This window comes from Comamonas sp. HJ-2, assembly GCF_053615495.1.
In genome coordinates this window covers 1-23,112 of the sequence record NZ_JBSIFD010000026.1, presented here as the reverse complement: position 1 = coordinate 23,112, position 23,112 = coordinate 1, and the positions used below count along the sequence as shown (strand labels likewise).

Sequence of the window (23,112 nt, the reverse complement as noted above, 5' to 3'; positions counted from 1 at the left end):
CCAAACTTCCTTCTCTAGTTTGCCTAGCCTACTGGGGACAGTTACCGGGCTGGCGCTTGCGCACCATCTCCAGCACTTCCCTGACTTCTTGGGTATCGAGTTGTCCTTCAGGTTCCTTGCGACGCAAGAAAAGATCCATCAGGTCGTTGTCTGCCAGATCCATCAAGGCAGACAGGCCAGTCGCGTGTCTCCGCGTGAGCTGGCTTCCGTAGGTGGCGAAGAACTTCTCGATGAACAGATCGTTCTCAACCAGACCACGGCGGCTGCGCCACCTCAGCAGGTCGCGCTCACGTTCGTCGAGCAGAGTATTCGTCATCAGCATCAGACGGTTCGACGAACCATCAGCTCCTTGATCTTGCCAATGGCTGCGGTGGGGTTCAGGTGCTTGGGGCACACGTCCACGCAGTTCATGATGGTGTGGCAGCGGAAGAGGCGGTAAGGATCTTCCAGATTGTCAAGGCGCTCGCCCGTGGCTGTGTCGCGGCTGTCCGCGATGAAGCGGTAAGCCTGCAGCAGACCGGCCGGGCCCACGAACTTGTCGGGGTTCCACCAGAACGAGGGGCAGCTGGTGGAGCAGCTGGCGCACAGAATGCACTCGTACAGGCCGTTGAGCTCTTCGCGCTCTTCGGGCGACTGCAGGCGTTCCTTGCTGGGCGATGCGTAGACATCGCTTTGCAGGTAGGGCTTGATCGAGTGGTACTGCTTGAAGAACTGGGTCATGTCCACGATCAGATCGCGGATGACGGGCAGGCCGGGCAGGGGCTTGAGAACGATGTCGCCCTTGAGGGTGTTCATGTTCGTCAGGCAGGCCAGACCGTTCTTGCCGTTGATGTTCATGGCGTCGGAGCCGCACACGCCTTCACGGCAGGAGCGACGGAAGGCGATGGAAGGATCCATGGCCTTGAGCTTGACCAGGGCGTCCAGCAGCATGCGCTCGTGACCGTCCAGCTCCACTTGCACTGTTTGCATGTAGGGCTTGGCGTCTTTGTCCGGATCGTAGCGGTAGATTTTGAATGTGCGCTTCATTTTGATCTTCTCTCGTGGGCTGCTGAATTAGAACGTGCGGACCTTGGGAGGAACGCTGGCAACGGTCAGGGGCTTGAGGTTCACAGGCTTGTAGGTCAGGCTGTTGGTCGCGCTGTCCCACAGTGTGTGCTTGAGCCATTCCTTGTCGTTGCGGCCCAGGGGGAATTCGGCGTGGTCGGCAGGGTGCTCGTAGTCGTACACGGTGTGTGCGCCACGGCATTCCTTGCGGGCTGCGGCCGAGGTCATGGTGGCTTGTGCCACTTCGATCAGGTTGTCCACTTCCAGGGCTTCCATGCGAGCGGTGTTCCACACCATGGACTTGTCCTTCAGGGTCACGGAGCCGACCTTCTCGCGGATCGCGTTGATCTTTTCCACGCCTTCGTCCATGCTCTTTTGCGTGCGGAACACGCCGGCATGAGTCTGCATGGATTGACGGATCTCGCCGGCGACGTCCTGGGCGTAAGTGCCGTCCTTGGAGTCTTGCAGCTGGTTGAGGCGGGCCAGGGTGCGCTCGGCGCCGTCGGCGGGCACTTCGTGGTGAGCGCCGAAGCCGTTGACGAATTCCACGATGTGCTTGCCGGCAGACTTGCCGAAGACCAGCAGGTCCAGCAGCGAGTTGGTGCCCAGGCGGTTGGCGCCGTGCACGGACACGCACGAGCATTCGCCCACGGCGTAGAGGCCGTTGACCACATTGTTCTGCTGACCGTCCCAGACCACGACCTGACCGTTGATGTTGGTCGGGATGCCGCCCATCTGGTAGTGGATGGTGGGAACCACGGGAATGGGTTCCTTGGTGATGTCCACGTTGGCGAAGTTGTGGCCGATTTCTTCCACGGAAGGCAGACGCTTGCGGATGGTTTCTGCACCCAGGTGGTCCAGCTTCATCAGGATGTAGTCCTTGTTGGGACCGCAGCCGCGACCTTCCTTGATTTCCTGGTCCATCGAACGCGACACGAAGTCACGCGGTGCCAGATCCTTCAGCGTGGGAGCGTAGCGCTCCATGAAGCGCTCGCCTTCGCTATTCAAAAGAATAGCGCCTTCGCCGCGGCAGCCTTCGGTCAGCAGCACGCCGGCACCGGCCACGCCGGTGGGGTGGAACTGCCAGAACTCCATGTCCTGCAGAGGAATGCCGGCGCGAGCAGCCATGCCCAGGCCGTCACCGGTGTTGATGAAGGCATTGGTCGAAGCCTGGAAGATGCGACCGGCACCACCGGTGGCCAGCAGCACGGCCTTGGCGTGCAGTTCGTACAGATCGCCGGTTTCCAGTTCCAGTGCGGTCACGCCGACCACATCGCCCTGGGTGTTGCGGATCAGGTCCAGTGCCATCCACTCCACGAAGAAGTTGGTCTTGGACTTGACGTTCTGCTGGTACAGCGTGTGCAGCATGGCGTGACCGGTACGGTCAGCAGCGGCGCAGGCGCGCTGCACGGGCTTTTCGCCGTAGTTGGCGGTGTGGCCGCCGAAGGGACGCTGGTAGATGGTGCCGTCGGCATTGCGGTCGAAAGGCATGCCGAAGTGCTCGAGCTCGATCACGACGTTTGGCGCTTCACGGCACATGAACTCGATGGCGTCCTGGTCGCCCAGCCAGTCGGAGCCCTTGATGGTGTCGTAGAAGTGATAGTGCCAGTTGTCTTCGCTCATATTGCCCAGCGAAGCGGACACGCCGCCCTGGGCAGCCACAGTGTGCGAGCGAGTGGGGAAAACCTTGGACAGCGAGGCGACGGACAGACCGGCGCGCGACAGTTCCAGCGCAGCGCGCAGGCCGGAGCCGCCGGCACCGACGATCACGACGTCAAACTTGCGCTTGGTGATATTTGCTTTGGAGTAGCTCATTCTTAACCTTCAATCGTGGAGACTGTGTCTCAATCAGAGACGCCACAGAACCTGGATGCCCCAGCCGATGCAGCCGACCAGCCAGACAATGGTGACCACTTGCAGTGCAAGGCGCAGGCCCACGGGCTTGACGTAGTCCATCCAGATGTCACGCACGCCGATCCAGGCATGCCAGCCCAGAGCCACGAAGAGGGCCAGGGTCAGAAACTTCATCCACTGGGGAGCAAAAATGCCGGCCCACTGCTCGTAGCCCACGGGGCCGCCGACCGTCAGAAAGCGCACCAGCAGCACAACGGTGTACAGCGCCATCAGGACGGCGGTAGAGCGTTGAGCCAGAAAGTCGCGGGTGCCATAGTGCGCACCGACAACGGTGCGCTTGGAGCCGTAATTCACGGACATGGTTGTTTCCTTATCGTGAGGTGTTATTGACTGGGCGCTGATCAGTACAGGCCGAACAGCTTGGCGCCAAGCACCACGGTCAGGGCAACGCTGATGCACAGAACGACGGCGGCGGTGGACTTGCCGGTCTGCTTGTTCACGGCGTGGTGGTTCACGTCCATCACCAGATGGCGGACACCTGCGCAGAAGTGGTGCAGATAGGCCCAGATCAGTGCCAGGCAGACGAGCTTGGCAAACCAGCCAAAGGGACCTGCGAATACCGACGTGAAGGAATCAAACGAAATTTCCGACGAGATCGAGTTGTCGAACATCCAGATGATGAACGGCAGCAGGATCGCCATCAGCAGGCCGCTGACGCGGTGCAGAATGGACACAATGCCTGCCAGGGGCAGGCGATAGGTCGGTAGGTCCGAGAAGAAGTTGATATTGCGGAACTCTGGCCGCTGTTTTGCTTTTTGCTCTGTCATGGCAGGGTACTTTCGTGGATGTAACTGCGTTGTAATCGCTAGTGCGAAGCGACACAAAATTCTATTGCAATGCAGCAGAATCCGTTAGCCGAATTTGCATAGCAGATGATTGGGCTCTGTTGCAATCAACGCTTTTACGGGGGGATTCAGTTCAATGCATTGCGGTAATGATGGGTGTCGGTGCGGTACAGGCCGCGTCGTAACTCCATGGGAACATCGTTGTATGTGTAAGCAGTTCGCTCCACGCTGAGCAGCGGCGTGGTGCTGGGAATGTTCAGCAACTGGGCTTGCTCGGCATCCGGCAGAACGGCGCGAATTTTCTCGTCGGCCCGCACCATGCGCACGCCATAGTCGAGTTCGAACATGGCGTAAGTGGGGCCCTGGTAGTTGGACATCTGTTCGGCAGTCAGCCCCTTGAAGGCGTTGCCAGGCAGCCAGATGTCCTCCAAAATAGTCGGGATTGCGGCAAAGGACAGGGTGCGGCGCACATGCATCACGGCGTCGCCGGTGCGCAGGGCCAGGGCGCGGGCCACTTCGGCAGGCGCGCGCAGGCGGCGGCACTCGAGGATGTGGCGCTCTGCGCGGCCTTCGCCCTGCAGGTCGCCAGCATCGGGGCGCAGATTCAGAAAGCGGTACTGCACCTGCTGGGCAGCGTGAGTGGCCACAAACGTGCCTTTGCCCTGGCGGCGCATGACCAGGTTTTCGGCAGCCAGCTCATCAATTGCCTTGCGCACCGTGCCCTGGCTGACCTTGAAGCGGGCTGCCAGCTCCATTTCACTGGGGATCAGTTCTCCGGGGCGCCATTCGCCAGCTTCCAGACTTTGCAGGATCAGGCCCTTGATCTGCTGGTACAGAGGGCTGAAGGCTGGGGTGGAGACGCCGGCACCACCGCTATGGCTGGCGTTGTTGTCCGGGGCTGTGTTGTGGGGGCTGGGCATAGTTGGTTTTGAAGGTATCGCCTCCGCGATGCGATGCACAAAAAACAGTCGATTTGACTCTGGTCGCTAAGTGAAGATCATATCTTATATAAGACATAAGACAAATTGACCGGGCTTTGATTTCGGCAGTACACTTGCCGCATGTTTGCGGAGCTTGCGCTACTGGTGGTTACGCTGGTGCAACCTGGCGCCCATAACATCTCACTTTTTTCCAATCTTGGAGTTTCACCATGAGCAAGAAGCCCGTCCGTGTCGCCGTTACCGGCGCAGCTGGCCAAATCGGTTACGCCCTGTTGTTCCGCATCGCCTCCGGCGAAATGCTGGGTAAAGATCAGCCCGTTATTCTGCAACTGCTGGAAATCCCCGATGAAAAGGCTCAAAACGCTCTGAAGGGCGTGATCATGGAGCTGGAAGACTGCGCCTTCCCCCTGCTGGCCGGCATCGAAGCCCACGCCGACCCCATGACCGCCTTCAAGGACACCGACTACGCTCTGCTGGTGGGCGCCCGTCCTCGTGGCCCCGGCATGGAACGTGCCGACCTCCTGGCTGCCAACGCCCAGATCTTCACCGCCCAGGGCAAGGCTCTGAATGCCGTGGCTTCGCGCAATGTCAAGGTTCTGGTGGTCGGCAACCCCGCCAACACCAACGCCTACATCGCCATGAAGTCGGCTCCCGATCTGCCCGCGAAGAACTTCACCGCCATGCTGCGCCTGGACCACAACCGCGCTGCTTCCCAGCTGGCTGCCAAGGGCGGCTTCAAGGTTGGCGACATCAAGAAGCTGACCGTGTGGGGCAACCACTCGCCCACCATGTACGCCGACTACCGCTTCGCCACCGTGGACGGCAAGTCCGTGAAGGAAGCCATCAACGACCAGGAATGGAATGCCAACGTGTTCCTGCCCACCGTGGGCAAGCGCGGCGCCGCCATCATCGCTGCTCGCGGTCTGTCGTCGGCTGCTTCGGCTGCCAACGCTGCCATCGATCACATGCGTGACTGGGCCCTGGGCTCCAACGGCGAATGGGTCACCATGGGCGTGCCTTCCAACGGCGAGTACGGCATCCCCGCCGGTATCGTGTTCGGTTTCCCCGTGACCACCACGGCTGACGGCGAATACAAGATCGTCGAAGGTCTGGAAATCGACGCCTTCTCGCAAGAGTGCATCAACAAGACTCTGGCTGAGCTGCAAGGCGAGCAGGACGGCGTCAAGCACCTGCTGTAATCAGCGCAAAACCTATGCAAGACTGGAACCCCGCGCTGTATCTGCGCTTTGCCAATGAGCGCACGCGCCCTGCGGCAGAACTGCTGGCAAGAGTACCTTCCAGCTTGCATTCACCCGCTCGCAGCCTCCGCATCGTGGATCTGGGCTGCGGGCCGGGCAACTCCACCGAACTTCTGGTTGAGCGTTTCCCCGGCGCTGATGTGCTCGGTGTCGACAATTCCGAAGCCATGCTGGAGACTGCGCGCAAGCAGTTGCCGCAGGCCAGGTTCGAGGCCGGTGATATTGCCTCCTGGGCACCTGCTGAAGGTGAGCCAGCACCTGATTTGATCTATGCGAATGCTTCCATCCAGTGGGTGGGCGAGCATGAGAGCCTGATTCCCCGTCTGTTTTCCTTGCTGGCGCCCGGTGGCGTGCTGGCCGTGCAGATGCCTGACAACCGTCAGGAACCCTCGCACCGAAACATGCGCGAAGTCGCCCAACTGCCCCGGTTTGCGGCGCATATCGGGGACGCGAGCAAGGTGCGTACCGAGATTTTGCCCATAGGGGTGTATTACGACCTGCTGGCAGCGCCTCAGCCGGCGGCTCCCGCCAATGAGGCTGCGAGCGTCGATGTGTGGCACACCGTCTATCAGCATCCCATGGACTCGGCCGCAGCGATTGTGCAGTGGCTCAGCAGCACGGGCCTCAAGCCTTTCGTGGAAGGTTTGCCTCGGGAGCTGCAAGCCGAGTACCTGACCGAGTATCAAAGCCGCATCGATGCGGCGTATCCGGAGCGAGCCGACGGCAAGCGTCTGCTGGCTTTTCCCCGACTTTTCATGGTGGCTCAGCGCAAGTCATGACGAAAGAACTGGTTCATCCCGCCACCGTGCTGCTCGATGCTCAGGGTGGCGCTCAGCGTCTGCCCGTCTGCGATCACTACAGCGGCGTGGAAGCGCGCATGCGCAAAAGCCTGCAGCTGCAGGCAGAGATGATGCAGGAGTTCGGCACCTGCGTGTTCGACGTGACGCTGGACTGCGAGGATGGCGCTCCTGTCGGCCAGGAGGCCGAGCATGCGCGTCTGGTGGTCGAGCTGGCGAATGGAGCGGCTCAAGGCGCGCGCGTGGCGGCCCGGGTGCATGCGGTGGACCATGCACATTTCCAGGCAGACATGGACATCATTGCCGGCGGCGCGGCAGATAAGCTCTGCCACATCATGATTCCCAAGGTGGAGTCGGTGGATGACGTCATCAAGGCCGAAGCAGCCCTGCAGCGCGCGACAGACAAGCGTGTGCCGCTACATGTCTTGATTGAGTCTCCTGCTGCCGTGCAGCAGGCCTTCGACATTGCCGCGCACCCGGCCGTGCAAAGCATCTCCTTCGGGCTGATGGATTTTGTCTCGGCCCATGGCGGCGCCATCCCGGCTTCCGCCATGACGGCACAGGGCCAGTTCGAGCATCCCTTGGTCGTTCGTGCCAAGCTCGAGATCGCGGCAGCCTGCCATGCCCACGGCAAGGTGCCCTCGCACTGCGTGGTCACGGAATTCAAGAATCCTGAAGCTTTGCAGGCTTGCGCGCAAAAAGCCTCGCGTGAGCTTGGCTACACACGCATGTGGAGCATCCATCCTGACCAGATTCGCCCGATTCTGCGTGCATTTGCGCCAGCAGAGGACGAAGTTCTACAGGCGGCACAAATACTTACCTCTGCAGCGGTGCAGAATTGGGCGCCCATCAGTTTTGGTGGTGTACTACACGACCGCGCGAGCTACCGCTATTTTTGGCAGTTGCTGGAGCGCGCTCACCAGACGGGGCAGGTCTTGCCGGTTGAAGTTCAACCCTGGTTTGCCCCGGCCTCAATCCGTTGAACTCATAACAAGTCTGCAGGAGCTAATTCCTATGAAGACCCTGATCGCCACTTTGATGATTGCCGCTCCCCTGGTCGCAATCAGCCACTCTGCCGTGGCAGAAACCGCTCCCAAGGCCAAGGCGGCCGCCGCCAAGAAGGCTCCCGCCGCCAAGAAGGCCACCACTACTTCCAAGAAGGGCAAGGCTGCCGCTGCCGTAGCTGCAGGTGGCGCGGGTGCTGCCGCCGTCGTGGCCGCCGGCCCGGCTTCCGCCGCACTGGGCACGGAAGAGCTGGCCGTGGCCGAGCGCGTGCACAAGGGCCGCATTGCCTGTGAGCTGGGCGCCTATGTGAACGTGAACGCCGACGCAGCCAACCCCGGTTACTTCATCGTGGACGGCCGTGGCTTCAAGTACCACATGTCTCCCGTCAAGACTTCCACCGGCACCGTGCGCCTGGAAGACAAGGCGGCCGGTGCCGTGTGGCTGCAGATCGCCAACAAGTCCATGCTGATGAACCAGAAGGCCGGCCAGCGTCTGGCGGATGAGTGCATGAGCCCCGAGCAGCAGCAAGTGGCCGAAGCCATCCGCAAGAACCCACCTCCCAGCCTGCTGGACAGCAAATAAGTCTGGCGAGGCTGAGGACTGGCGTATCGCACATGCGCCAGTCCTGTAATTCGCGCTCCACGCGCAGCCTTTTTCAAAAAACCATTGGAGAGAACCCATGTTGAAAGCCTACCGTGACCATGTGGCAGAACGCGCCGCACTGGGCATCCCCCCGCTGCCTCTGGATGCCAAGCAGGTCGCAGACCTGATCGAGCTGATCAAGAATCCACCCGCCGGTGAAGATGCATTCCTGATGGATCTGCTGACCCATCGCGTGCCGCCCGGTGTGGATGATGCAGCCAAGGTCAAGGCTTCCTTCCTGGCTGCCGTGGCTCACGGCGACCTGAAGGTGGGTCTCATCTCCAAGGCCAAGGCCACCGAGCTGCTGGGCACCATGGTGGGTGGCTACAACGTTCACCCTCTGATCGAGCTGCTGGACGATGCCGAAGTGGCTGGCGTGGCTGCCGACGCGCTGAAGAAGACATTGCTGATGTTCGACTTCTTCAACGACGTGGCCGACAAGGCCAAGGCCGGCAATGCCAAGGCCAAGGAAGTGATGCAAAGCTGGGCCGATGCCGAGTGGTTCACTTCGCGTCCCAAGGTCGAGGAAAAGATCACCGTCACCGTCTTCAAGGTGCCCGGCGAGACCAATACCGACGACCTGTCGCCCGCTCCCGATGCCTGGAGCCGTCCCGACATTCCTCTGCACTACCTGGCCATGCTCAAGAACACGCGTCCCGACGCGGCGTTCAAGCCCGAAGAAGACGGCAAGCGTGGTCCCATGCAGTTCATCGAAGACCTGAAGAAGAAGGGCCACCTGGTTGCCTACGTGGGTGACGTGGTCGGTACCGGTTCTTCGCGCAAGTCCGCCACCAACTCCATCATCTGGGGCACGGGCGTGGACATTCCCTTTGTTCCCAACAAGCGCTTTGGTGGCGTGACGCTGGGCGGCAAGATCGCTCCCATCTTCTTCAACACGCAAGAAGACTCCGGCGCTCTGCCCATTGAAGTCGATGTTTCCAAGCTGGAAATGGGCGACGTGATCGACGTGCTGCCCTACGCCGGCAAGATCGTCAAGAACGGCGAAACCGTGGCTGACTTCCAGCTCAAGTCCGACGTGCTGCTGGACGAAGTGCAAGCCGGTGGCCGTATCAACCTGATCATCGGCCGTTCGCTGACCGCCAAGGCTCGCGAAGCCCTGGGTCTGCCCGCATCCACCGAGTTCCGCCTGCCCCAGGCTCCTGCCGCTTCCACTGCTGGCTTCACACTGGCCCAGAAGATGGTCGGCCGTGCCTGCGGTCTGCCCGAAGGTCAGGGCGTGCGCCCCGGTACCTACTGCGAGCCTCGCATGACCACCGTGGGTTCGCAGGACACCACCGGCCCAATGACCCGCGACGAACTCAAGGATCTGGCCTGCCTGGGCTTCTCCGCCGATATGGTGATGCAGTCCTTCTGCCACACAGCGGCTTATCCCAAGCCCGTGGACGTGAAGACTCACCGCGAACTGCCCAACTTCATCAGCAACCGCGGCGGCGTGGCCCTGCGTCCTGGTGACGGTGTGATCCACAGCTGGCTCAATCGCCTGCTGCTGCCCGACACCGTGGGTACCGGTGGCGACTCGCACACCCGTTTCCCCATCGGCATCTCCTTCCCCGCAGGCTCCGGTCTGGTGGCCTTCGGCGCCGCTACCGGCGTGATGCCTCTGGACATGCCCGAATCCGTGCTGGTGCGCTTCAAGGGCGAAATGCAGCCCGGCGTGACCCTGCGCGATCTGGTGCACGCGATTCCTCTGTACGCCATCAAGCAAGGTCTGCTGACGGTTGCCAAGGCCGGCAAGATCAACGAGTTCTCGGGTCGCATCCTGGAAATCGAAGGTCTGCCAGATCTGAAGGTTGAACAAGCGTTTGAGCTGTCCGACGCTTCTGCCGAGCGCTCTGCCGCCGGTTGCACGATCAAGCTGAACCCCGAGCCGATCAAGGAATACCTGACATCGAACATCGTTCTGATGAAGAACATGATCGCTGACGGTTACGCCGACGCCAAGACTCTGCAGCGCCGTATCGAAAAGGTCGAAGCTTGGCTGGCCAAGCCAGACCTGCTGGAAGCCGACAAGAACGCTGAGTACGCTCACGTCATCGAAATCGACATGTCCGACATCAAGGAACCCATCGTTTGCTGCCCGAACGATCCTGATGATGCCAAGACCCTGTCTGACGTGGCCGGTGCCAAGATCGACGAAGCCTTCATCGGTTCCTGCATGACCAACATCGGTCACTTCCGCGCCGCAGCCAAGCTGCTGGGTGGCCAGCGCGACATCCCCGTCAAGCTGTGGGTGGCTCCTCCCACCAAGATGGACCAGGACGAGCTGATCAAGGAAGGTCACTACTCTGCCTTCGGCACTGCCGGTGCCCGTACAGAAATGCCCGGCTGCTCGCTGTGCATGGGTAACCAGGCTCAAGTGCGTGAAGGTGCGACTGTCATCTCGACTTCCACTCGTAACTTCCCCAACCGTCTGGGCAAGAACACCAACGTGTATCTGGGCTCGGCCGAACTGGCAGCCATCGCTTCGCGTCTGGGTTACCTGCCTTCCAAGGAAGAGTATCTGAAGGAAATGGGCGTGATCGATGCCGACAAGGCCTCCGTCTACCGCTACATGAACTTCAACGAAATCGACGAGTACGCTGAAGTGGCCGCCAAGATCTAAGCGTCTAGGTACCAGAAATCAAGGCCTTCAAGGGTCTTGCTAAGAAGCCCGCAGGATGCAAGTCCTGCGGGCTTCTTTCTTGCGAGCGGTGAGACGGTCGTTGGGCTTCATGCGCTGTGTGGCTTCCTCGCAGCAGATGAAGGTACCGAGCAGGTTGACATCGACCACGGTGCGAAAGTCCTCGTCGGTGATATCGAGGAAGGAGCGCATGGGGCCGATGTTCGCAGCAGCACCAAGACGCCGATCCGCGCCTCGGCGGAAAGTGAATCCATGATGGCCGCGAGGACCCGAATGTTCGCTACATAGGTGGTTGTGTTTCAGCCTTCATCCTGAATCGACTTCAATATGGCGTCAGTGTTTGGGGCGGGTGTTGTGGCACTAAAGCCGTTTTCGGGCAGCCGCAAGGCCGTGGCCGAGCCGGTGCACGAAGCTGATCCTGTGGAAGGAGGTGTCCTTGCCGGAGCCAGGTGTCTGGGCCGGGACCATGGGAGCTTCCTGCCCAGGCGATGAGGTATGAGGGGCGGCTATTGGGGCAGATATCCGCTGGCCTTGATGAGGTGGCCCCAGGTTTGTGCGTAGGCCTGCTCGCGCAGCCGCATCTGCTCGGCGTCGAGGTATTGCGGAATCAGGCCAAGGCTGGCCAGCCGCTCCTGCACGTCGGGTCTGGCGAGAATCTTCTGCATGGCTTGGGTGAATGCCGCTATGTCGCCCGCCGAGGTTCCTTGCGGTGCGTAGACCGCATAGAAGGGGCTTTCCTCGAAGCCGGAGACGCCGAGTTCCGAAAAGGTCGGGGTGCCAGGCATGCCTGGGTGTCGTTCTTTGCCGGACACCGCCAGAACGTTGATCTTGCCTGCCTTCTGCGATTCCAGCACATCGTTGAGCGACGAGATGCCGGCCAGAATCTGGTTGCCCATGATGTCGCTGAGCATGGGGGCTGCGCCCTTGTAGGGCACTGGGGTCAGGTCCAGCGCGTTCCTGCTGCCGATGGCGATGCTCATGAATTCAGGCAGCGAAGCTGGCGCAGGGATGCCCACGCTGCCTTTGCCTGCTTGCTTGTCGTGAACCCAGCGAATGTACTCGGCATAGCTTTTGACGGGCGTGCCGGCGCCAGTGAAGAGCGCGGAGACATAGATGGCTACGCCAGCCACCGGCGTGAAGTCCCTGGAGGTATTGAAGCCCGGCTGCTTCATCACCAGGGGAATGATGGAGATGGTGTGGTCATTGGTGAAGAAAAGGGTGCTTCCATCCTTGGGCGCGGCCTTGAGTGCTTGCGCTGCCACCTGGCCTCCTGCGCCTGGCCGGTTCTCCACGATCACGGACCGGTGCAGTTCTTCCCTGAGCTTGTCGGCCAGATAGCGGGCCACGACATCGGTGCCGCCGCCCGGCGAGAATCCGACGAGCAGTTTGATGGGCTTCGTCCTGTTGCCTTCGCGCGCGAGCGCGATGGGGCTGGACAGGGCAAGGGTGGCGGCAAGTGCGCTTGCAAGAAGCGCGCAGGCGGCACGTCGCATGCTGGTGTTGCGGGCAGGTGTCATGGTCGGGTTCCTCTGTGTGCGGTGAATTCATTCCAGATCGAAGATGCGGCCAGCATTCAGCCGCCCGGCGGGGTCAAGGGCGCGCTTGAGTGCGCGCATCAACTCGATTTCCTGGGGGCTCCGGCTGATGGCCAGGTATGGCTTCTTCGAGATGCCGATACCGTGTTCTCCCGAGACGGAGCCGCCCAGCCGCCCTGCGGATCGATGCACCAGGTCTTCGATCTCCTGTTTCATCTGCGGCTGGTCCGCGGGATAGCCGACGACCAGGTGCAGGTTTCCATCGCCGAGATGCCCATAGGTCTGCGTGCGGTGCAGGCCGTGCGCGCGCAGTTGCGAGTGGACGTCTTCGAGCCATGCAGGCATCGCGGTGATTGGCAGGCTGATGTCGAAGCCAGCAAACGGTGCCACTGCCGCCGCAGCTTCTCCAGAGGACTCCCGGATGCTCCAGAGGCGCTGGGCATCTTGCTGCGAGCGGGCGAGCACCGCGTCCGAGCCAGCGGCCAACTCAAGGAATTCACCCAGTGCCTCCATGAACAATTGCTCGTCGGCTTCGGCATCCTGGCCCATGGCTTCGATGAGCACCAGATTGCCGCCAGGCTCAGCAAATGGTGTTCCTCCCACGCGCAGTTCCGTCGTCACCATGTCGTAGAAGTCGCGCCACATCGCTTCGAAACTTGTCAGGCGCGCGCCCAGCCGCCTTCTGCAGTGGTTGAGCAGCTCCACCATCTGCTCGAAGCTCTGGACGCTGACGAGGGCAGTCTGGCGAGTGGTAGGCAGAGGCTGCAGAGCGAACACCAGCCGCGTGATGACGCCCAGCGTTCCCTCGCTGCCGATGAACAGGTGCTTGAGGTCGTATCCGGCGTTGTCCTTGAGTGCCTTGCCAAGATGGCTGATGACCTGCCCATCCGCAAGCACGGCTTCCAGGCCGATGATGGATTGGCGTGCCATGCCGTAGCGCAGGACCCGGTTGCCTCCCGCATTCGTCGCGGCGATGCCTCCGACGTGGCAGGAGCCCTTGCTGCCGATGTCGATGGGAAACAGCAGGCCGCGAGCGGCCGCAGCTTCCTGGGCCTCCTGCAGCTTCACGCCAGCCTGGACGGTCATGGTCTGGCTGGCTGCATCGATTTCCTCGATGGCATTCAACCTGTCCAGCGACAGGATGATCTCTCCGGGTCGGGCCAATGCTCCATCCACCAGGCCGGTCATTCCGCCTTGCACGGCGATCGGCAGCCCCAGCGCATGCGTGGCCCGCATGGCTGCCGCAAGGTGCTCCGGCGTGCGCGGGCGCAGTACGGCAAGCGGAGCGGCGCCGCGCTTGCCACGCCAGTCGGTGCCGGCGTATGCCGGTATGGCATCTCCGATGGCCAGCAGCGACGCATCGGAGTGCGGCGCCAGCGCGGCATCCAGGGATGTCAGTCGCTGGTCTGTTCTGGCAGTGGTTGAGGAGGCGTTGCTTGCAGATGGCATGGCGGTGTTTCCTGGTGGAGGGTGTTGTCGCGGCGCTTGCGCCAGGCGTTGGCGGGCTCAGGGGGCGATGGCCGCATAGACCACCATTTCCACGCGCATGCCTGGCGCAACCAGGCCTCGCACGGCGACGCTGGAGCGGTTGGGGTAGGGTGCTTCGAAGAATTCGCGGTAGACGCGGTCGATGACCGGCATGTCCCGCTCGTCCGTCATGTAGATCAGCACCTGGGCCACATCGCTCATCCGGCCCCCGGCCGCCGCGACGGCCCGGCGGACGTTTTCCAGCGTCAGGCGGGCCTGCTGCTCGATGGGGCCGGTGTCGAGCGTGCCGTCGCTGCGCACCGGGCCGTGCGTGGTGAACAGCAGGCCACCGGCTTTCACTGCCCAGGAGAAGGGCTGGCCGATGGAAGGTAGGCCGATATCGACTATGTGCTTCATGGTGCGGATGCCTCCAGGATGCTTGCCAGGCGCTGGTACCAGGAGGCCTGGGGTGCGCTCAAGGCGGTATGGGTGGAAAAGTGGTCCTGTCCCGCTTCGATGGAGAGCGAGCACGGAGCGCCGACCTGCGACAGCCTGTGCGCAAGCTCCTGGTTGGTGCGCTGCACACGCTCGCTGTCGTGTTCACCGTAGCTCAGGTGCATGGGCACGGTGCTGGTCGCGCTCCAGTGGACGGGGCTCATGGCCGCATCGTCGTCGGGCTTGCGCAGGACCATGGTGTAGACACGCTGCTCCAGGCTGCCGGTTTCAGGGGCCGGATGGTGCAGGTCCATGATGCCGCTGATGGGCAGGCAGGCGCGGACGACTTCGGCCGGTATGCCTGCCTTGCGGGCATCGGGCTGCCGCAGGGCGATCAGGGCCGCCAGATGGCCGCCGGCGGAGTGCCCCGCGAGGTGCAGGCGATGGGCGCAGCCGCCGAAGGACGGTGCGTTGTCGAACACATGGCGCAGCGCGGCAAGCCCGTCTTCGTAGGCCGCAGGCAGCCTGTCCCGTGGCGCAAGCCGGTAGGAGGGAGCAATCAGGATGCAGCCCAGCTTCGCCACCAGCGGCGCCATGAAGCTGACGTAGCCGCGGTAGCCGTTGGTCCAGCCACCGCCATGCCAGAAGACCAGAACTGGTGCGTCCTGGGCATTTTTCGGACCGAAAACGTCGTACCGGTGCAGCGGATGCCGACCGTAGGGGACGCCAAGGCGCACGTCGAGTCCGTCGGTCGGCAGCTCTCGGGCCAGGGCCATGACCTGGCGCGCGTAGGCCTCGGCCTGGGGAAAGGGCAATGGCATCTGGTGATCGGGGTCTGCCAGCAGCCACTGTGCATCGGTCGGACGTCCGTTGCCCGCAAGGTGCTGAGCCTGCATGGATTCAATTTTCATTGGCGATACAGAAGGGGGCGAAGTGTTCGATGGAGTCGGCGAGCGCATGGGTGGGCTGCCATGCCAGCTCGCGCGCCGCAGCGGAGATGTCCGACGAGGCACGGCGCACATGTGCAAAGCCGGCAAAGCCACCTTGCGGCGCGACCCGCATGTCCACCCGCAAGGCGGGGTGGCAGCGGCGCACGCCGGCCACGAAGTCCTCGAAGCCGTGCAGCCGGCCCAGGCCGATGTGGTAGATGCCCTGCGCCGGATCTTCGGCATCCAGGGCCGTGACGTTGGCATGCGCGCAGTCGCGCGCGTCGATGAATTCCTCCCCTCCCTGCCAGACGAGGTAGGGGTCGTCGATGACGGAGACCTCGCCCCGGGCGGCGGGCCCGGCCAGCGATGAGAGCACGCGCGCCGGCACCGATGTGCCGGGGCCGCTCCAGGCGCTGATCACCGCGGCATAGCGCAGCGATATGGTGTCGACGCCATACAGGTCGCGGTACAGCAGCGCCAGATGTTCCGCCGCCACCTTGGTGGCCGCGTAGATGGAGCCTGGGCGATGGCGGATCGATTTCAGGCTGAAGTCCTCCGGCAGGCTGTGGCCCAGGAAGTCGCCGAACACGGGGTAGCCGACGGTCGTGGAGCTGGCGATGACGACTCTCTCCAGCCGGTGCAGCCGGGCGATTTCGAGCAGGTGAGCCGTGCCCATGACATTGACTTCCACGCCCTTGACCGGGTCCTGGCGGATGGCGGTGGATAGCAGGGCCGCTGTGTGGACGATACGGCGTACGCCGTGGCTTTCGACAAGCCGGGTCAGCCGGGCGAAATCCGTGACGTCGGCGACTTCGATGCGGACCCGGGGATCGTCGACGATGGTGGCGATGGCCGCGATGGCCGGAGCCACGTCGGCCAGGAGCACGGATTCTCCGCGCTGCGCCAGCAGACGGGCCGTGTGGCAGCCGATCACGCCGGCGCCTGTAACAAGTGTTGTCATGGTGTTCCTCAGTTGGCCTGGATGCCGAACTCCTTGACGATCTGCCGGTAGCGCTGGTAGTCGTTCTGCACCACCTGGCCCAGCACGGCTGCATCGCCGCCAACGGGCGCCAGGGCAATCGTCTCCATGCGCGCTCTCACATCGGGCATCTTGAGGATCGCATCGCAGTGCTGGTTGAGCAGCCTGACCAGATCCGGCGGCATGCCCTTGGGGCCCATCAGTGCCTGCCAGGCGCCGACCTCGGCGCCCGCATAGCCCAGCTCGGCGAGCGTGGGCACCTGGGGCAGGAAGGGCGAGCGCTTCGCGTCCGCGACCGCAAGCGGCACCAGCTTGCCCGCCTTGATGTACTGGGCCACCGGCCCCAGGGTGGTGTACATCATGGGCAGTTGGCCGCCCACGAGGTCTGCCACGGCGGGCACGCTGCCGCGGTAGGGAACCTGGGTGATCTTCACGCCGGTGGCCTTGTCGAACAGCTCGCCCAGGATGTGCATGGGCGAGCCGTTGCCGGGGCTGGCATACGAGGTGATCTTGCCGGCCTTCACGCTGGCAAGCAGCTCCTTCACGGAGGACACGCCCGAAGCTGCCGTGGCCACGACGAACAGCGACTGGCTGCCCAACTGCGAGATGGCGGTGAGGTCGCGCACCGGGTCGACCTGGGCGCCCGCCACGCCCTTGAGCACGTGGGGCGTGATCGTGATGGTGTTCGGCGCCAGCAGCAGGGTATAGCCGTCGGGGACTGCCTTCGAGACGTAGGCGGTGCCGATGGTGCCAGCCGCGCCGGTGCGGTTCTCGACGATCACCGGCTGGCCCAGTCGGGTGCCCAGCTTTTCTCCGATCAGGCGGGCCAGTACGTCGGTGTCGCCGCCCGCGGGATAGGCAACCACCAGGGTGATGGGCTTGTGCGGGTAGCGGTCGGCCGCGTGCGATGGCGCGGTGCCAGACAGAAGGCCGAGGGCCGTGGTGCATGCGGCCGCGATGAGGGCGCGCCGGCGATGGTGGTTCATGGTGGGTGTTCCTATGGTGGTTGCAATGCCGGGGTACGAAGCTGGCCTAGAAGGCGTGCCGGATTCCGAAGTTGAAGGCGCGGGAGCCCAGACCCTGCTCCGTGGCGTTGCCCACGCGGTAGAAGCCTGTTTTTGACGTTGCGGATGCGTTGTTGTCTATCCGTGCGATCGAGGTGTAGAGCGTGGTGCGCTTCGACAGAAAGTACATGTAGCCGACGGCCCATTGGCTGGCGTCGAAATTGGCGATCGTGCGGTCGTCCTTGCGGATGTACGAGGCCATGAATTTGCCCAGCCCATAGGGCACGCTGATGCCGAGCAGCATGTCGCGTGAATCCTGGTTCACGATGCCGAAGACGGCCGAGCCCTTGTTCACCACATAGTTGAAGTGGGCCATGGCGAATCCGAAGTCATAGGTCGCGCCGAGAAAGGTCAGCCGGCCGGCCTTGCCGGTCGCATCGTTGACGTTGTGGTAGCCCAGCTTGGCATAGGCAGGGCCTGCCACATAGCCGAGGGCGCCTCCGTACTGCCGCTTGGCACTGGAGTCGCCAGCGACTTCGCCAAACCCATAGACCGCGTCGGCCATCAGGCCGCTGGATGCCTTGTAGGAATAGCGCAGCGTGTTGTCCATGCGGTTGTTGCCGCTCGCACCGCCCGCGCTGATGAGGTTGGCGGAGTCGCCCGCCAGGCCCGTGACGAATGGGTCGGTCTCGGTCTGGATCAACGCCACGGGCGTGTACTGGCGACCCAGCGCGATGGAGCCGAAGTTGCCATGGATGCCGACTGTGGCTTGGCGGCCGAATGCCAGGCCGCCCTGGGCCAAGCCGCCTGTATCGGCGAGCAGGCCCATTTCAAGCGCATAGAACGCCGACAGCCCGCCTCCCAGGTCTTCATTGCCTCTGAAACCCAGCCGGGAGCCCGAGGCGACGCCGCTGGTCAGCATGTTGGCGCTGGCGCCATTCGGGCCACCGCTCTCGCGGACGAAGCCGAGATCGACGACTCCGTAAATCGTGGAGCTGCTTTGAGCCATACTGGGCGCGCTGGGAATCAAGGCCAGGCCGGCGGTGAGCGACGCCATGAATACGTGCGACAGCAGTGGGAACATCGTGTTCTGCTGTGTCTTGGATGGGGCTGGATAATGGAGACTCATATTTCATGAAATATTTTTAATTTCATGAAATTTAAGGTGTTTAATGAAATCTAATATAAGGACAAGCTCTCGTACATCTATGCAGGAAAATGCAGTAGCAGATGAAAAAAGCGACGCCGGCTCAAGGACGGAGCGCGCCTACCAGCGCCTGAGAACGGAGATTCTTCGCGGGGAGTTGGCACCTGGGCAGCGCCTGAGGGCTGCAGACCTAGATGAGCGGTTTGGCCTGGGGCTGACGCCTATCCGCGAGGCGCTCGTGCGTCTGGGTACTGAAGGGCTGGTGTTGGCGGAGTCAAACCGCGGTGCCCGGGTGCGGGGGATTTCATCGCAGGAGTTCGCAGACCTGATGAAGACCCGCCGCGACATCGAGCGCCTGTGCCTGGTCGAGTCCATTCGACGTGGCGATGCCCGATGGGAGGCCGAGGTGATAGCGTCGCTCCACATGCTGGCGCATGTGCCGCTGCCTGATCTCGGCGGCTCCGCAGCGATGTCTTCCGAGTGGGAGTCGCAGCACCGGCGCTTTCATGAGGCGCTGGTGGGCGCCTGCGGCTCCGAATGGCTGCTGCAGTTCTGGAACCAACTGGTCGATCACTCGGAGCGCTATCGCAAGATACGACTACATGGGCCGTTGGTTGCGCGCAATGTCCAGGCCGAGCACCAGGCCTTGCTCGATGCGGCATTGCGCCGCGATGCAGACGCGCTAGTCGCATTGATGGAGCAGCACTTGCTTGGTACCGAGCAGGCGGTCAATACCGCTATGGGGTGGTAGTTGTGAGATCGGCATCGTTCGCCGTGCGTGGCAGGTCAGTGAGGGAGGGTGTGCATGCCATAGCGAAGCTGATGCCTATCTCTGCAGAACTTCGAACAGATTGAGGAGTTCGTGGAAGTGGTCAAGGGGGTGGCCATCTACGCTGGCAGGGCTCTGTAAGCTTCAGGATGCGGAAGCTTGGCGCAGCCGTTGCAGCGCCCGCTGTGTCTCGGCATCTGCCGGGAAGAAGGATTCGACGGCCAGCTCCTGCAGCGTCACGTCCACGGGCGTGCCGAAGATGGTGATGGTGCTGATGAAGCTCAGTGTGCCCAGATGGGTGTGCAATTCGAAGGGCACGGCGATGGGGCTGGGCAGAGGGGAGTCCTTGTCCTCGGCGAACGGATAGGCTGCGATTTCGTCATGTAGTGCCTGTAGCTCGCTGTCTGCCGTGGCGGCGATCTGCTGCTGCAGGCGGTGCAGCAAATGGGCACGCCACTGCGCGGAGTTGGCCAGGCGTGGGCCCAGTCCCTCGGGGTGCAGGCTCAGGCGCAGCACATTCACGGGTGGCTCCAGCAGCCAGGGCGCCACGCCGTCCAGCAGCAGCGGCACGACGGCATTGGCCGCCACCAGGTTCCAGTGTCTATCCACGGCCAGGGCCGGGCTGGGCTCGTGGCCCTTGAGTACCAGCTCCACGGCCTGGCGTGCGGCCGCCAGATCGGGGTGGTCCAGGGGACGGGCCTGGTACATGGGGGCAAAGCCCGCAGCCACCAGCAATGCATTGCGCTCGCGCAGCGGCACCGACAGGCGCTCGGCCAGCCGCAACACCATCTCGCGGCTGGGCTGTGCACGGCCTGTTTCCACATAGCTCAGGTGACGCGTCGATATCTCGGCCTCCAGCGCCAGCCCCTGCTGGCTCAGCCGGCGGTGCTGGCGCCAGTGGCGCAGGTGCTCGCCGAATGGCGCGCGTGCGCCGGGCGGCATATGAGCGGCATGAAAAGAAGAGGGGGCGGTGCTGGAGTTCATGCCCGCATCGTAGTGGCAGGCCGGACAGCAGGCCATGACCTGCGAGGTTATCGACGCTGTGCGAGCGGATGGCAATCATGGGCCCCAGCAGCCGGCACAGGGCCGGCCGCAAGAACTTGCTCTCAGAACAGGAGTCTTCCATGTCCCTCTTTGCTTCTCCCCGGTTTCTGCGTCTTGTGATGTGGGCCGATGCGGCCTCCTGCGCCGCCACGGGCGCGCTGCAACTGGCCTTGCAGCGGCCGCTGGCCGATCTGACGGGGCTGCCGCCTTTCCTGCTGACGGCAACAGGTCTTTTCTTGCTGGCCTATGCATCGGCCGCAGCCTGGATGGCGCGTCGCGAGCCCCTGCCGCGCACGCTGATCGGTCTGGTGGCTCTTGGCAATCTGGGCTGGGCGCTGGGCTGCGCGGTCCTGGTGTTTGGCTCCGGCCTGGCGCTCAGTGCCTGGGGTCTGGCCTGGGTTGCGGCGCAGGCCGTCGTGGTGCTGGTCCTGGCCGATCTGCAGTGGGCAGGGCTGCGTGCCACGCGCCATGAGTCCCGTCAGGAGGCGCATCTCGCGCTTTGAATGAAGCAAAAAAGATAGCGGCTAGCGTCTGTCACTCATTGAAAGCAGGCTGATTCACTACTGAAAACATGGATTGGCAGGCGCTACAAGCTATGCTTTTTCTTATATCCGCCATGTGTCCTGGCGGATAAGCGGGCCGGGGGAGGCAGAGATAATTCCGTACCGCGTAAAATTCACGGTTGCGCCGCGCTGGCGCACTCTTCGCAACCATGGGTTCCCTCGCCCCCATCGACCAAAAAGGACTGTCATGACATCCGCTCATGCCGTGCAGACGCAAGCGTCGCGCGTGCCGTTTTACCTCTCCGTTCTCGTCGCGCTCCATATCGCGCTGGTCATCGCCAGCAACTACTTGGTGCAACTGCCCATCACGCTGCTGGGCTTTCACAGCACCTGGGGCGCCTTCAGCTTTCCGTTCATCTTTCTGGCCACCGATCTGACCGTACGCCTGATCGGCAAGACTGCGGCGCGACGCGTCATCATGCGTGCCATGCTCCCCGCGCTGGTGGTGTCCTATGTGGTGGGCGTGCTGTTCCACGAGGGCCGCTTCAATGGCTGGGAAGCGCTGCAAAGCTTCAACGGCTTTGTGTTCCGCATTGCACTGGCCAGTTTTGCCGCCTATGTGCTGGGCCAGTTGCTGGATATTCAGGTCTTCGACCGCATCCGCCAGAAAAGCCATTCCTGGTGGCTGGCTCCGGCGGCCGCGTCGGTGTTCGGCCAGGTGCTGGACACGGCAGCCTTTTTCTCGATCGCCTTCTGGCATAGCTCCGATGCCTTCATGGCGGCCAACTGGGTGGAAATCGCCATGGTCGACTATGTCATCAAGCTGGGTGTGAGTCTGCTGCTGTTTGTTCCCGCCTATGGCGTGGTGCTGGCGGCCATTGTGCGCAGCATGAAGGTACAGGTCACGCCCGCAACGGCAATCCGCTGAGGATGCGGCGTGCAGGGCAGGCCCGGGTGCAGGGGCCTGTCCGACATGTGCATCTGCTTCGCCAGGTCCTGCTGGCAGCCGCAGCTTGTGCCTGGTTGGAGACGAAGAGCGGCAGTCCCGTATGACATCCGGTGATGGCCGAGTCGCCCGGGGGCTCTGACTTGTCGTTTGTCAACGAGTCAATGGGATGCCACAAGGGCGTGAATTTCGGTGGAGCCTCGTTTCAGAAGATGGGATCGGGCGAGCCTTGCAAGATCGACAATCCGGCAGAAGGCCGCTTTGCCGCCACTGGTGATGACTATGGTTTCTGAGCCCGCCTCGAGTCCATGAAAAAGGCCGTCTATCAAGGACGGCCTCGGTATTTTTCCGCGCTGCGTTGCAGGGCTCAGGTCTGGCTTTGCAGATAGTTCTGCAGTCCGATCTTGTCGATCAGTCCCAGCTGCTTTTCCAGCCAGTAGGCGTGGTCTTCCTCGGTATCGTGCAACTGGGCCAGCAGGATGTCGCGGCTCACATAGTCGCGGTGCTGCTCGCACAGCGCCACGCCTTGCTGCAGGCCGGCACGGACTTCGTATTCGGTGTCCAGGTCCTTGCGCAACATCTCGGGAACGGTCTCACCGGGCGTGAATTCCTTGGGGCGCATGTCGGGGCGGCCGCCCAGCATCAGAATGCGGCGCAGCAGTGCGTCGGCGTGCTGGGTTTCTTCCTGCATCTCGTGGTCCAGGCGCGTGAAGAGCTTGGCGAACCCCTGGTCTTCATAGATGCGCGAGTGGGCGAAATACTGGTCGCGCGCCGCGAGCTCGCCGCGAAGCAGGTCCTTGAGGTAGTCGACGACTTCGGGATGGCCTTGCATAGTTGTTGTTCTCGGTGAGTTTTCGAAGCCTGAAGTATCCCGCGACTGGCTTCGGGAATCAAAGGCAGCTATCAATTCCCGAGCGCACGCGCTCTGGATGCGGGCTGTAAGCAGATGCATTCGCATTGCTTGGTGTGCATCGAGGCTGACCGGGTTCGTTCGATTCCTCGCAAGGGATGGTGACAACACCCAGCACTTTTGGTCAGCATGGACCGATCAGCGGTAAAGCAGGGACAGCACTTGGCGCACTTGGCAAGCCTCCGCAGAGGCTACCCCTGCCCACAGGGCAGGGATGCAGGGCCGCACTAGTTGCAACTGGCTGCGATGATGCCTCGAAAAATCGAGTGCCCAGCTCGCCTTCCTCAATCGCCTGGGGTTCTCGGATCGTACGGTCAGGCCGAGACTGCTTCAGTGCAGGGGAAACGCTCGGCCCAGTGACGAGCCAAATCAATACGGCGGCACACCCACACGTTGTCGTGCTTCTGGATGTGGTC

25 protein-coding genes and 2 pseudogenes are annotated in these 23,112 nt (G+C 62.6%); 10 read left to right on the top strand and 17 right to left on the bottom strand.

What is annotated here, in order from left to right:
* Nucleotides 1-28: 28 nt before the first annotated feature.
* From ACWGXF_RS19770 to ACWGXF_RS19745, 6 genes are all read right to left on the bottom strand, one after another.
* Nucleotides 29-322, bottom strand: a complete 294-nt coding sequence (locus ACWGXF_RS19770) for an FAD assembly factor SdhE (protein ID WP_452102388.1) — start codon at nucleotides 320-322, stop codon at nucleotides 29-31.
* Nucleotides 322-1,026, bottom strand: a complete 705-nt coding sequence (locus ACWGXF_RS19765) for a succinate dehydrogenase iron-sulfur subunit (RefSeq protein ID WP_003053210.1) — start codon at nucleotides 1,024-1,026, stop codon at nucleotides 322-324. The genes ACWGXF_RS19770 and ACWGXF_RS19765 overlap by 1 nt, the downstream gene beginning before the upstream one ends.
* 27 nt (nucleotides 1,027-1,053) lie before the next feature.
* Nucleotides 1,054-2,859 carry a succinate dehydrogenase flavoprotein subunit gene (gene sdhA / locus ACWGXF_RS19760; RefSeq protein WP_003063577.1) on the bottom strand — a complete coding sequence of 602 codons (1,806 nt, stop codon included), beginning with the start codon at nucleotides 2,857-2,859 and terminating at the stop codon, nucleotides 1,054-1,056.
* 33 nt (nucleotides 2,860-2,892) lie between these two features.
* Nucleotides 2,893-3,258 carry a succinate dehydrogenase, hydrophobic membrane anchor protein gene (sdhD, locus tag ACWGXF_RS19755; protein ID WP_003063575.1) on the bottom strand — a complete coding sequence of 122 codons (366 nt, stop codon included), beginning with the start codon at nucleotides 3,256-3,258 and terminating at the stop codon, nucleotides 2,893-2,895.
* Nucleotides 3,259-3,299: 41 nt separating this feature from the next.
* Nucleotides 3,300-3,725 carry a succinate dehydrogenase, cytochrome b556 subunit gene (gene sdhC / locus ACWGXF_RS19750; protein WP_003063573.1) on the bottom strand — a complete coding sequence of 142 codons (426 nt, stop codon included), beginning with the start codon at nucleotides 3,723-3,725 and terminating at the stop codon, nucleotides 3,300-3,302.
* Nucleotides 3,726-3,871: 146 nt separating this feature from the next.
* Nucleotides 3,872-4,663: a GntR family transcriptional regulator gene (locus ACWGXF_RS19745; RefSeq protein WP_012839254.1), complete on the bottom strand. Its 792-nt coding sequence runs from the start codon at nucleotides 4,661-4,663 to the stop codon at nucleotides 3,872-3,874.
* Nucleotides 4,664-4,893: 230 nt separating this feature from the next.
* Here ACWGXF_RS19745 and ACWGXF_RS19740 point away from each other — a divergent pair, with 230 nt between their 5' ends.
* From ACWGXF_RS19740 to acnB, 5 genes are all read left to right on the top strand, one after another.
* Nucleotides 4,894-5,883 carry a malate dehydrogenase gene (locus tag ACWGXF_RS19740; protein WP_003063568.1) on the top strand — a complete coding sequence of 330 codons (990 nt, stop codon included), beginning with the start codon at nucleotides 4,894-4,896 and terminating at the stop codon, nucleotides 5,881-5,883.
* Nucleotides 5,884-5,897: 14 nt separating this feature from the next.
* Nucleotides 5,898-6,722, top strand: coding sequence for a trans-aconitate 2-methyltransferase (tam, locus tag ACWGXF_RS19735; protein ID WP_256630995.1), 825 nt, complete (start codon nucleotides 5,898-5,900; stop codon nucleotides 6,720-6,722).
* Nucleotides 6,719-7,723 (top strand): HpcH/HpaI aldolase/citrate lyase family protein, encoded by a 1,005-nt coding sequence (locus ACWGXF_RS19730; RefSeq protein WP_039050648.1) that lies wholly within the window; start codon nucleotides 6,719-6,721, stop codon nucleotides 7,721-7,723. Before tam ends, ACWGXF_RS19730 begins: the two co-directional genes overlap by 4 nt.
* A 31-nt stretch (nucleotides 7,724-7,754) precedes the next feature.
* Nucleotides 7,755-8,327, top strand: a complete 573-nt coding sequence (locus tag ACWGXF_RS19725) for a hypothetical protein (protein ID WP_003063562.1) — start codon at nucleotides 7,755-7,757, stop codon at nucleotides 8,325-8,327.
* A 97-nt stretch (nucleotides 8,328-8,424) separates the two neighbouring features.
* The gene (acnB, locus tag ACWGXF_RS19720) at nucleotides 8,425-11,010 is read left to right on the top strand and encodes a bifunctional aconitate hydratase 2/2-methylisocitrate dehydratase (RefSeq protein ID WP_452102387.1); all 2,586 of its coding nucleotides are present in this window, start codon (nucleotides 8,425-8,427) and stop codon (nucleotides 11,008-11,010) included.
* Between the two features lie 39 nt (nucleotides 11,011-11,049).
* Here acnB and ACWGXF_RS19715 read toward each other — a convergent pair whose 3' ends face one another.
* The 8 genes from ACWGXF_RS19715 to ACWGXF_RS19680 all read right to left on the bottom strand — a co-directional run bounded on the left by ACWGXF_RS19715 (nucleotide 11,050) and on the right by ACWGXF_RS19680 (nucleotide 18,461).
* Entirely contained in the window at nucleotides 11,050-11,220 is a 171-nt protein-coding gene (locus ACWGXF_RS19715) for a hypothetical protein (RefSeq protein ID WP_167332967.1), read from the bottom strand.
* Between the two features lie 314 nt (nucleotides 11,221-11,534).
* Complete coding sequence (locus ACWGXF_RS19710) at nucleotides 11,535-12,545, bottom strand: Bug family tripartite tricarboxylate transporter substrate binding protein (RefSeq protein WP_452102386.1); 1,011 nt, start codon at nucleotides 12,543-12,545, stop codon at nucleotides 11,535-11,537.
* A 27-nt stretch (nucleotides 12,546-12,572) separates the two neighbouring features.
* Nucleotides 12,573-14,012: an FAD-binding oxidoreductase gene (locus tag ACWGXF_RS19705; protein ID WP_452102385.1), complete on the bottom strand. Its 1,440-nt coding sequence runs from the start codon at nucleotides 14,010-14,012 to the stop codon at nucleotides 12,573-12,575.
* 57 nt (nucleotides 14,013-14,069) lie between these two features.
* On the bottom strand, nucleotides 14,070-14,447 hold the full coding sequence (locus tag ACWGXF_RS19700; RefSeq protein WP_039050646.1) for a RidA family protein: 378 nt from the start codon (nucleotides 14,445-14,447) through the stop codon (nucleotides 14,070-14,072).
* The gene (locus ACWGXF_RS19695; RefSeq protein ID WP_164091579.1) at nucleotides 14,444-15,376 is read right to left on the bottom strand and encodes an alpha/beta hydrolase; all 933 of its coding nucleotides are present in this window, start codon (nucleotides 15,374-15,376) and stop codon (nucleotides 14,444-14,446) included. Before ACWGXF_RS19695 ends, ACWGXF_RS19700 begins: the two co-directional genes overlap by 4 nt.
* Nucleotides 15,366-16,355, bottom strand: a complete 990-nt coding sequence (locus ACWGXF_RS19690) for an NAD-dependent epimerase/dehydratase family protein (RefSeq protein WP_452102384.1) — start codon at nucleotides 16,353-16,355, stop codon at nucleotides 15,366-15,368. Before ACWGXF_RS19690 ends, ACWGXF_RS19695 begins: the two co-directional genes overlap by 11 nt.
* An 8-nt stretch (nucleotides 16,356-16,363) precedes the next feature.
* The gene (locus ACWGXF_RS19685) at nucleotides 16,364-17,359 is read right to left on the bottom strand and encodes a Bug family tripartite tricarboxylate transporter substrate binding protein (protein ID WP_054074668.1); all 996 of its coding nucleotides are present in this window, start codon (nucleotides 17,357-17,359) and stop codon (nucleotides 16,364-16,366) included.
* A gap of 46 nt (nucleotides 17,360-17,405) precedes the next feature.
* Nucleotides 17,406-18,461 (bottom strand): porin, encoded by a 1,056-nt coding sequence (locus ACWGXF_RS19680; protein ID WP_452102383.1) that lies wholly within the window; start codon nucleotides 18,459-18,461, stop codon nucleotides 17,406-17,408.
* 88 nt (nucleotides 18,462-18,549) lie between these two features.
* Between ACWGXF_RS19680 and ACWGXF_RS19675 the strand changes: the two are divergent.
* Together ACWGXF_RS19675 and ACWGXF_RS19670 are read left to right on the top strand one after the other, a co-directional pair.
* Nucleotides 18,550-18,807: pseudogene (locus ACWGXF_RS19675) on the top strand (GntR family transcriptional regulator); the annotation flags it as partial.
* Nucleotides 18,808-18,852: 45 nt separating this feature from the next.
* Entirely contained in the window at nucleotides 18,853-19,275 is a 423-nt protein-coding gene (locus ACWGXF_RS19670; protein WP_012839244.1) for an FCD domain-containing protein, read from the top strand.
* Nucleotides 19,276-19,437: 162 nt separating this feature from the next.
* On the opposite strand, the gene ACWGXF_RS19665 is transcribed toward ACWGXF_RS19670, so the two are convergent.
* Nucleotides 19,438-20,277 carry a helix-turn-helix domain-containing protein gene (locus ACWGXF_RS19665; RefSeq protein WP_052263675.1) on the bottom strand — a complete coding sequence of 280 codons (840 nt, stop codon included), beginning with the start codon at nucleotides 20,275-20,277 and terminating at the stop codon, nucleotides 19,438-19,440.
* A gap of 140 nt (nucleotides 20,278-20,417) precedes the next feature.
* Here ACWGXF_RS19665 and ACWGXF_RS19660 point away from each other — a divergent pair, with 140 nt between their 5' ends.
* From ACWGXF_RS19660 to ACWGXF_RS19650, 3 genes are all read left to right on the top strand, one after another.
* Nucleotides 20,418-20,840, top strand: a complete 423-nt coding sequence (locus tag ACWGXF_RS19660; RefSeq protein ID WP_452102382.1) for a hypothetical protein — start codon at nucleotides 20,418-20,420, stop codon at nucleotides 20,838-20,840.
* Nucleotides 20,841-21,087: 247 nt separating this feature from the next.
* On the top strand, nucleotides 21,088-21,768 hold the full coding sequence (locus tag ACWGXF_RS19655) for a 7-cyano-7-deazaguanine/7-aminomethyl-7-deazaguanine transporter (RefSeq protein WP_202788997.1): 681 nt from the start codon (nucleotides 21,088-21,090) through the stop codon (nucleotides 21,766-21,768).
* A gap of 134 nt (nucleotides 21,769-21,902) precedes the next feature.
* A complete protein-coding gene (locus ACWGXF_RS19650) occupies nucleotides 21,903-22,079 on the top strand; it encodes a hypothetical protein (RefSeq protein WP_338025520.1) in 177 nt (58 codons plus the stop codon).
* Between the two features lie 74 nt (nucleotides 22,080-22,153).
* Here ACWGXF_RS19650 and bfr read toward each other — a convergent pair whose 3' ends face one another.
* On the bottom strand, nucleotides 22,154-22,618 hold the full coding sequence (gene bfr, locus ACWGXF_RS19645; RefSeq protein ID WP_003063542.1) for a bacterioferritin: 465 nt from the start codon (nucleotides 22,616-22,618) through the stop codon (nucleotides 22,154-22,156).
* 392 nt (nucleotides 22,619-23,010) lie between these two features.
* Nucleotides 23,011-23,112, bottom strand: a pseudogene (locus ACWGXF_RS19640) (allantoinase); the annotation flags it as partial.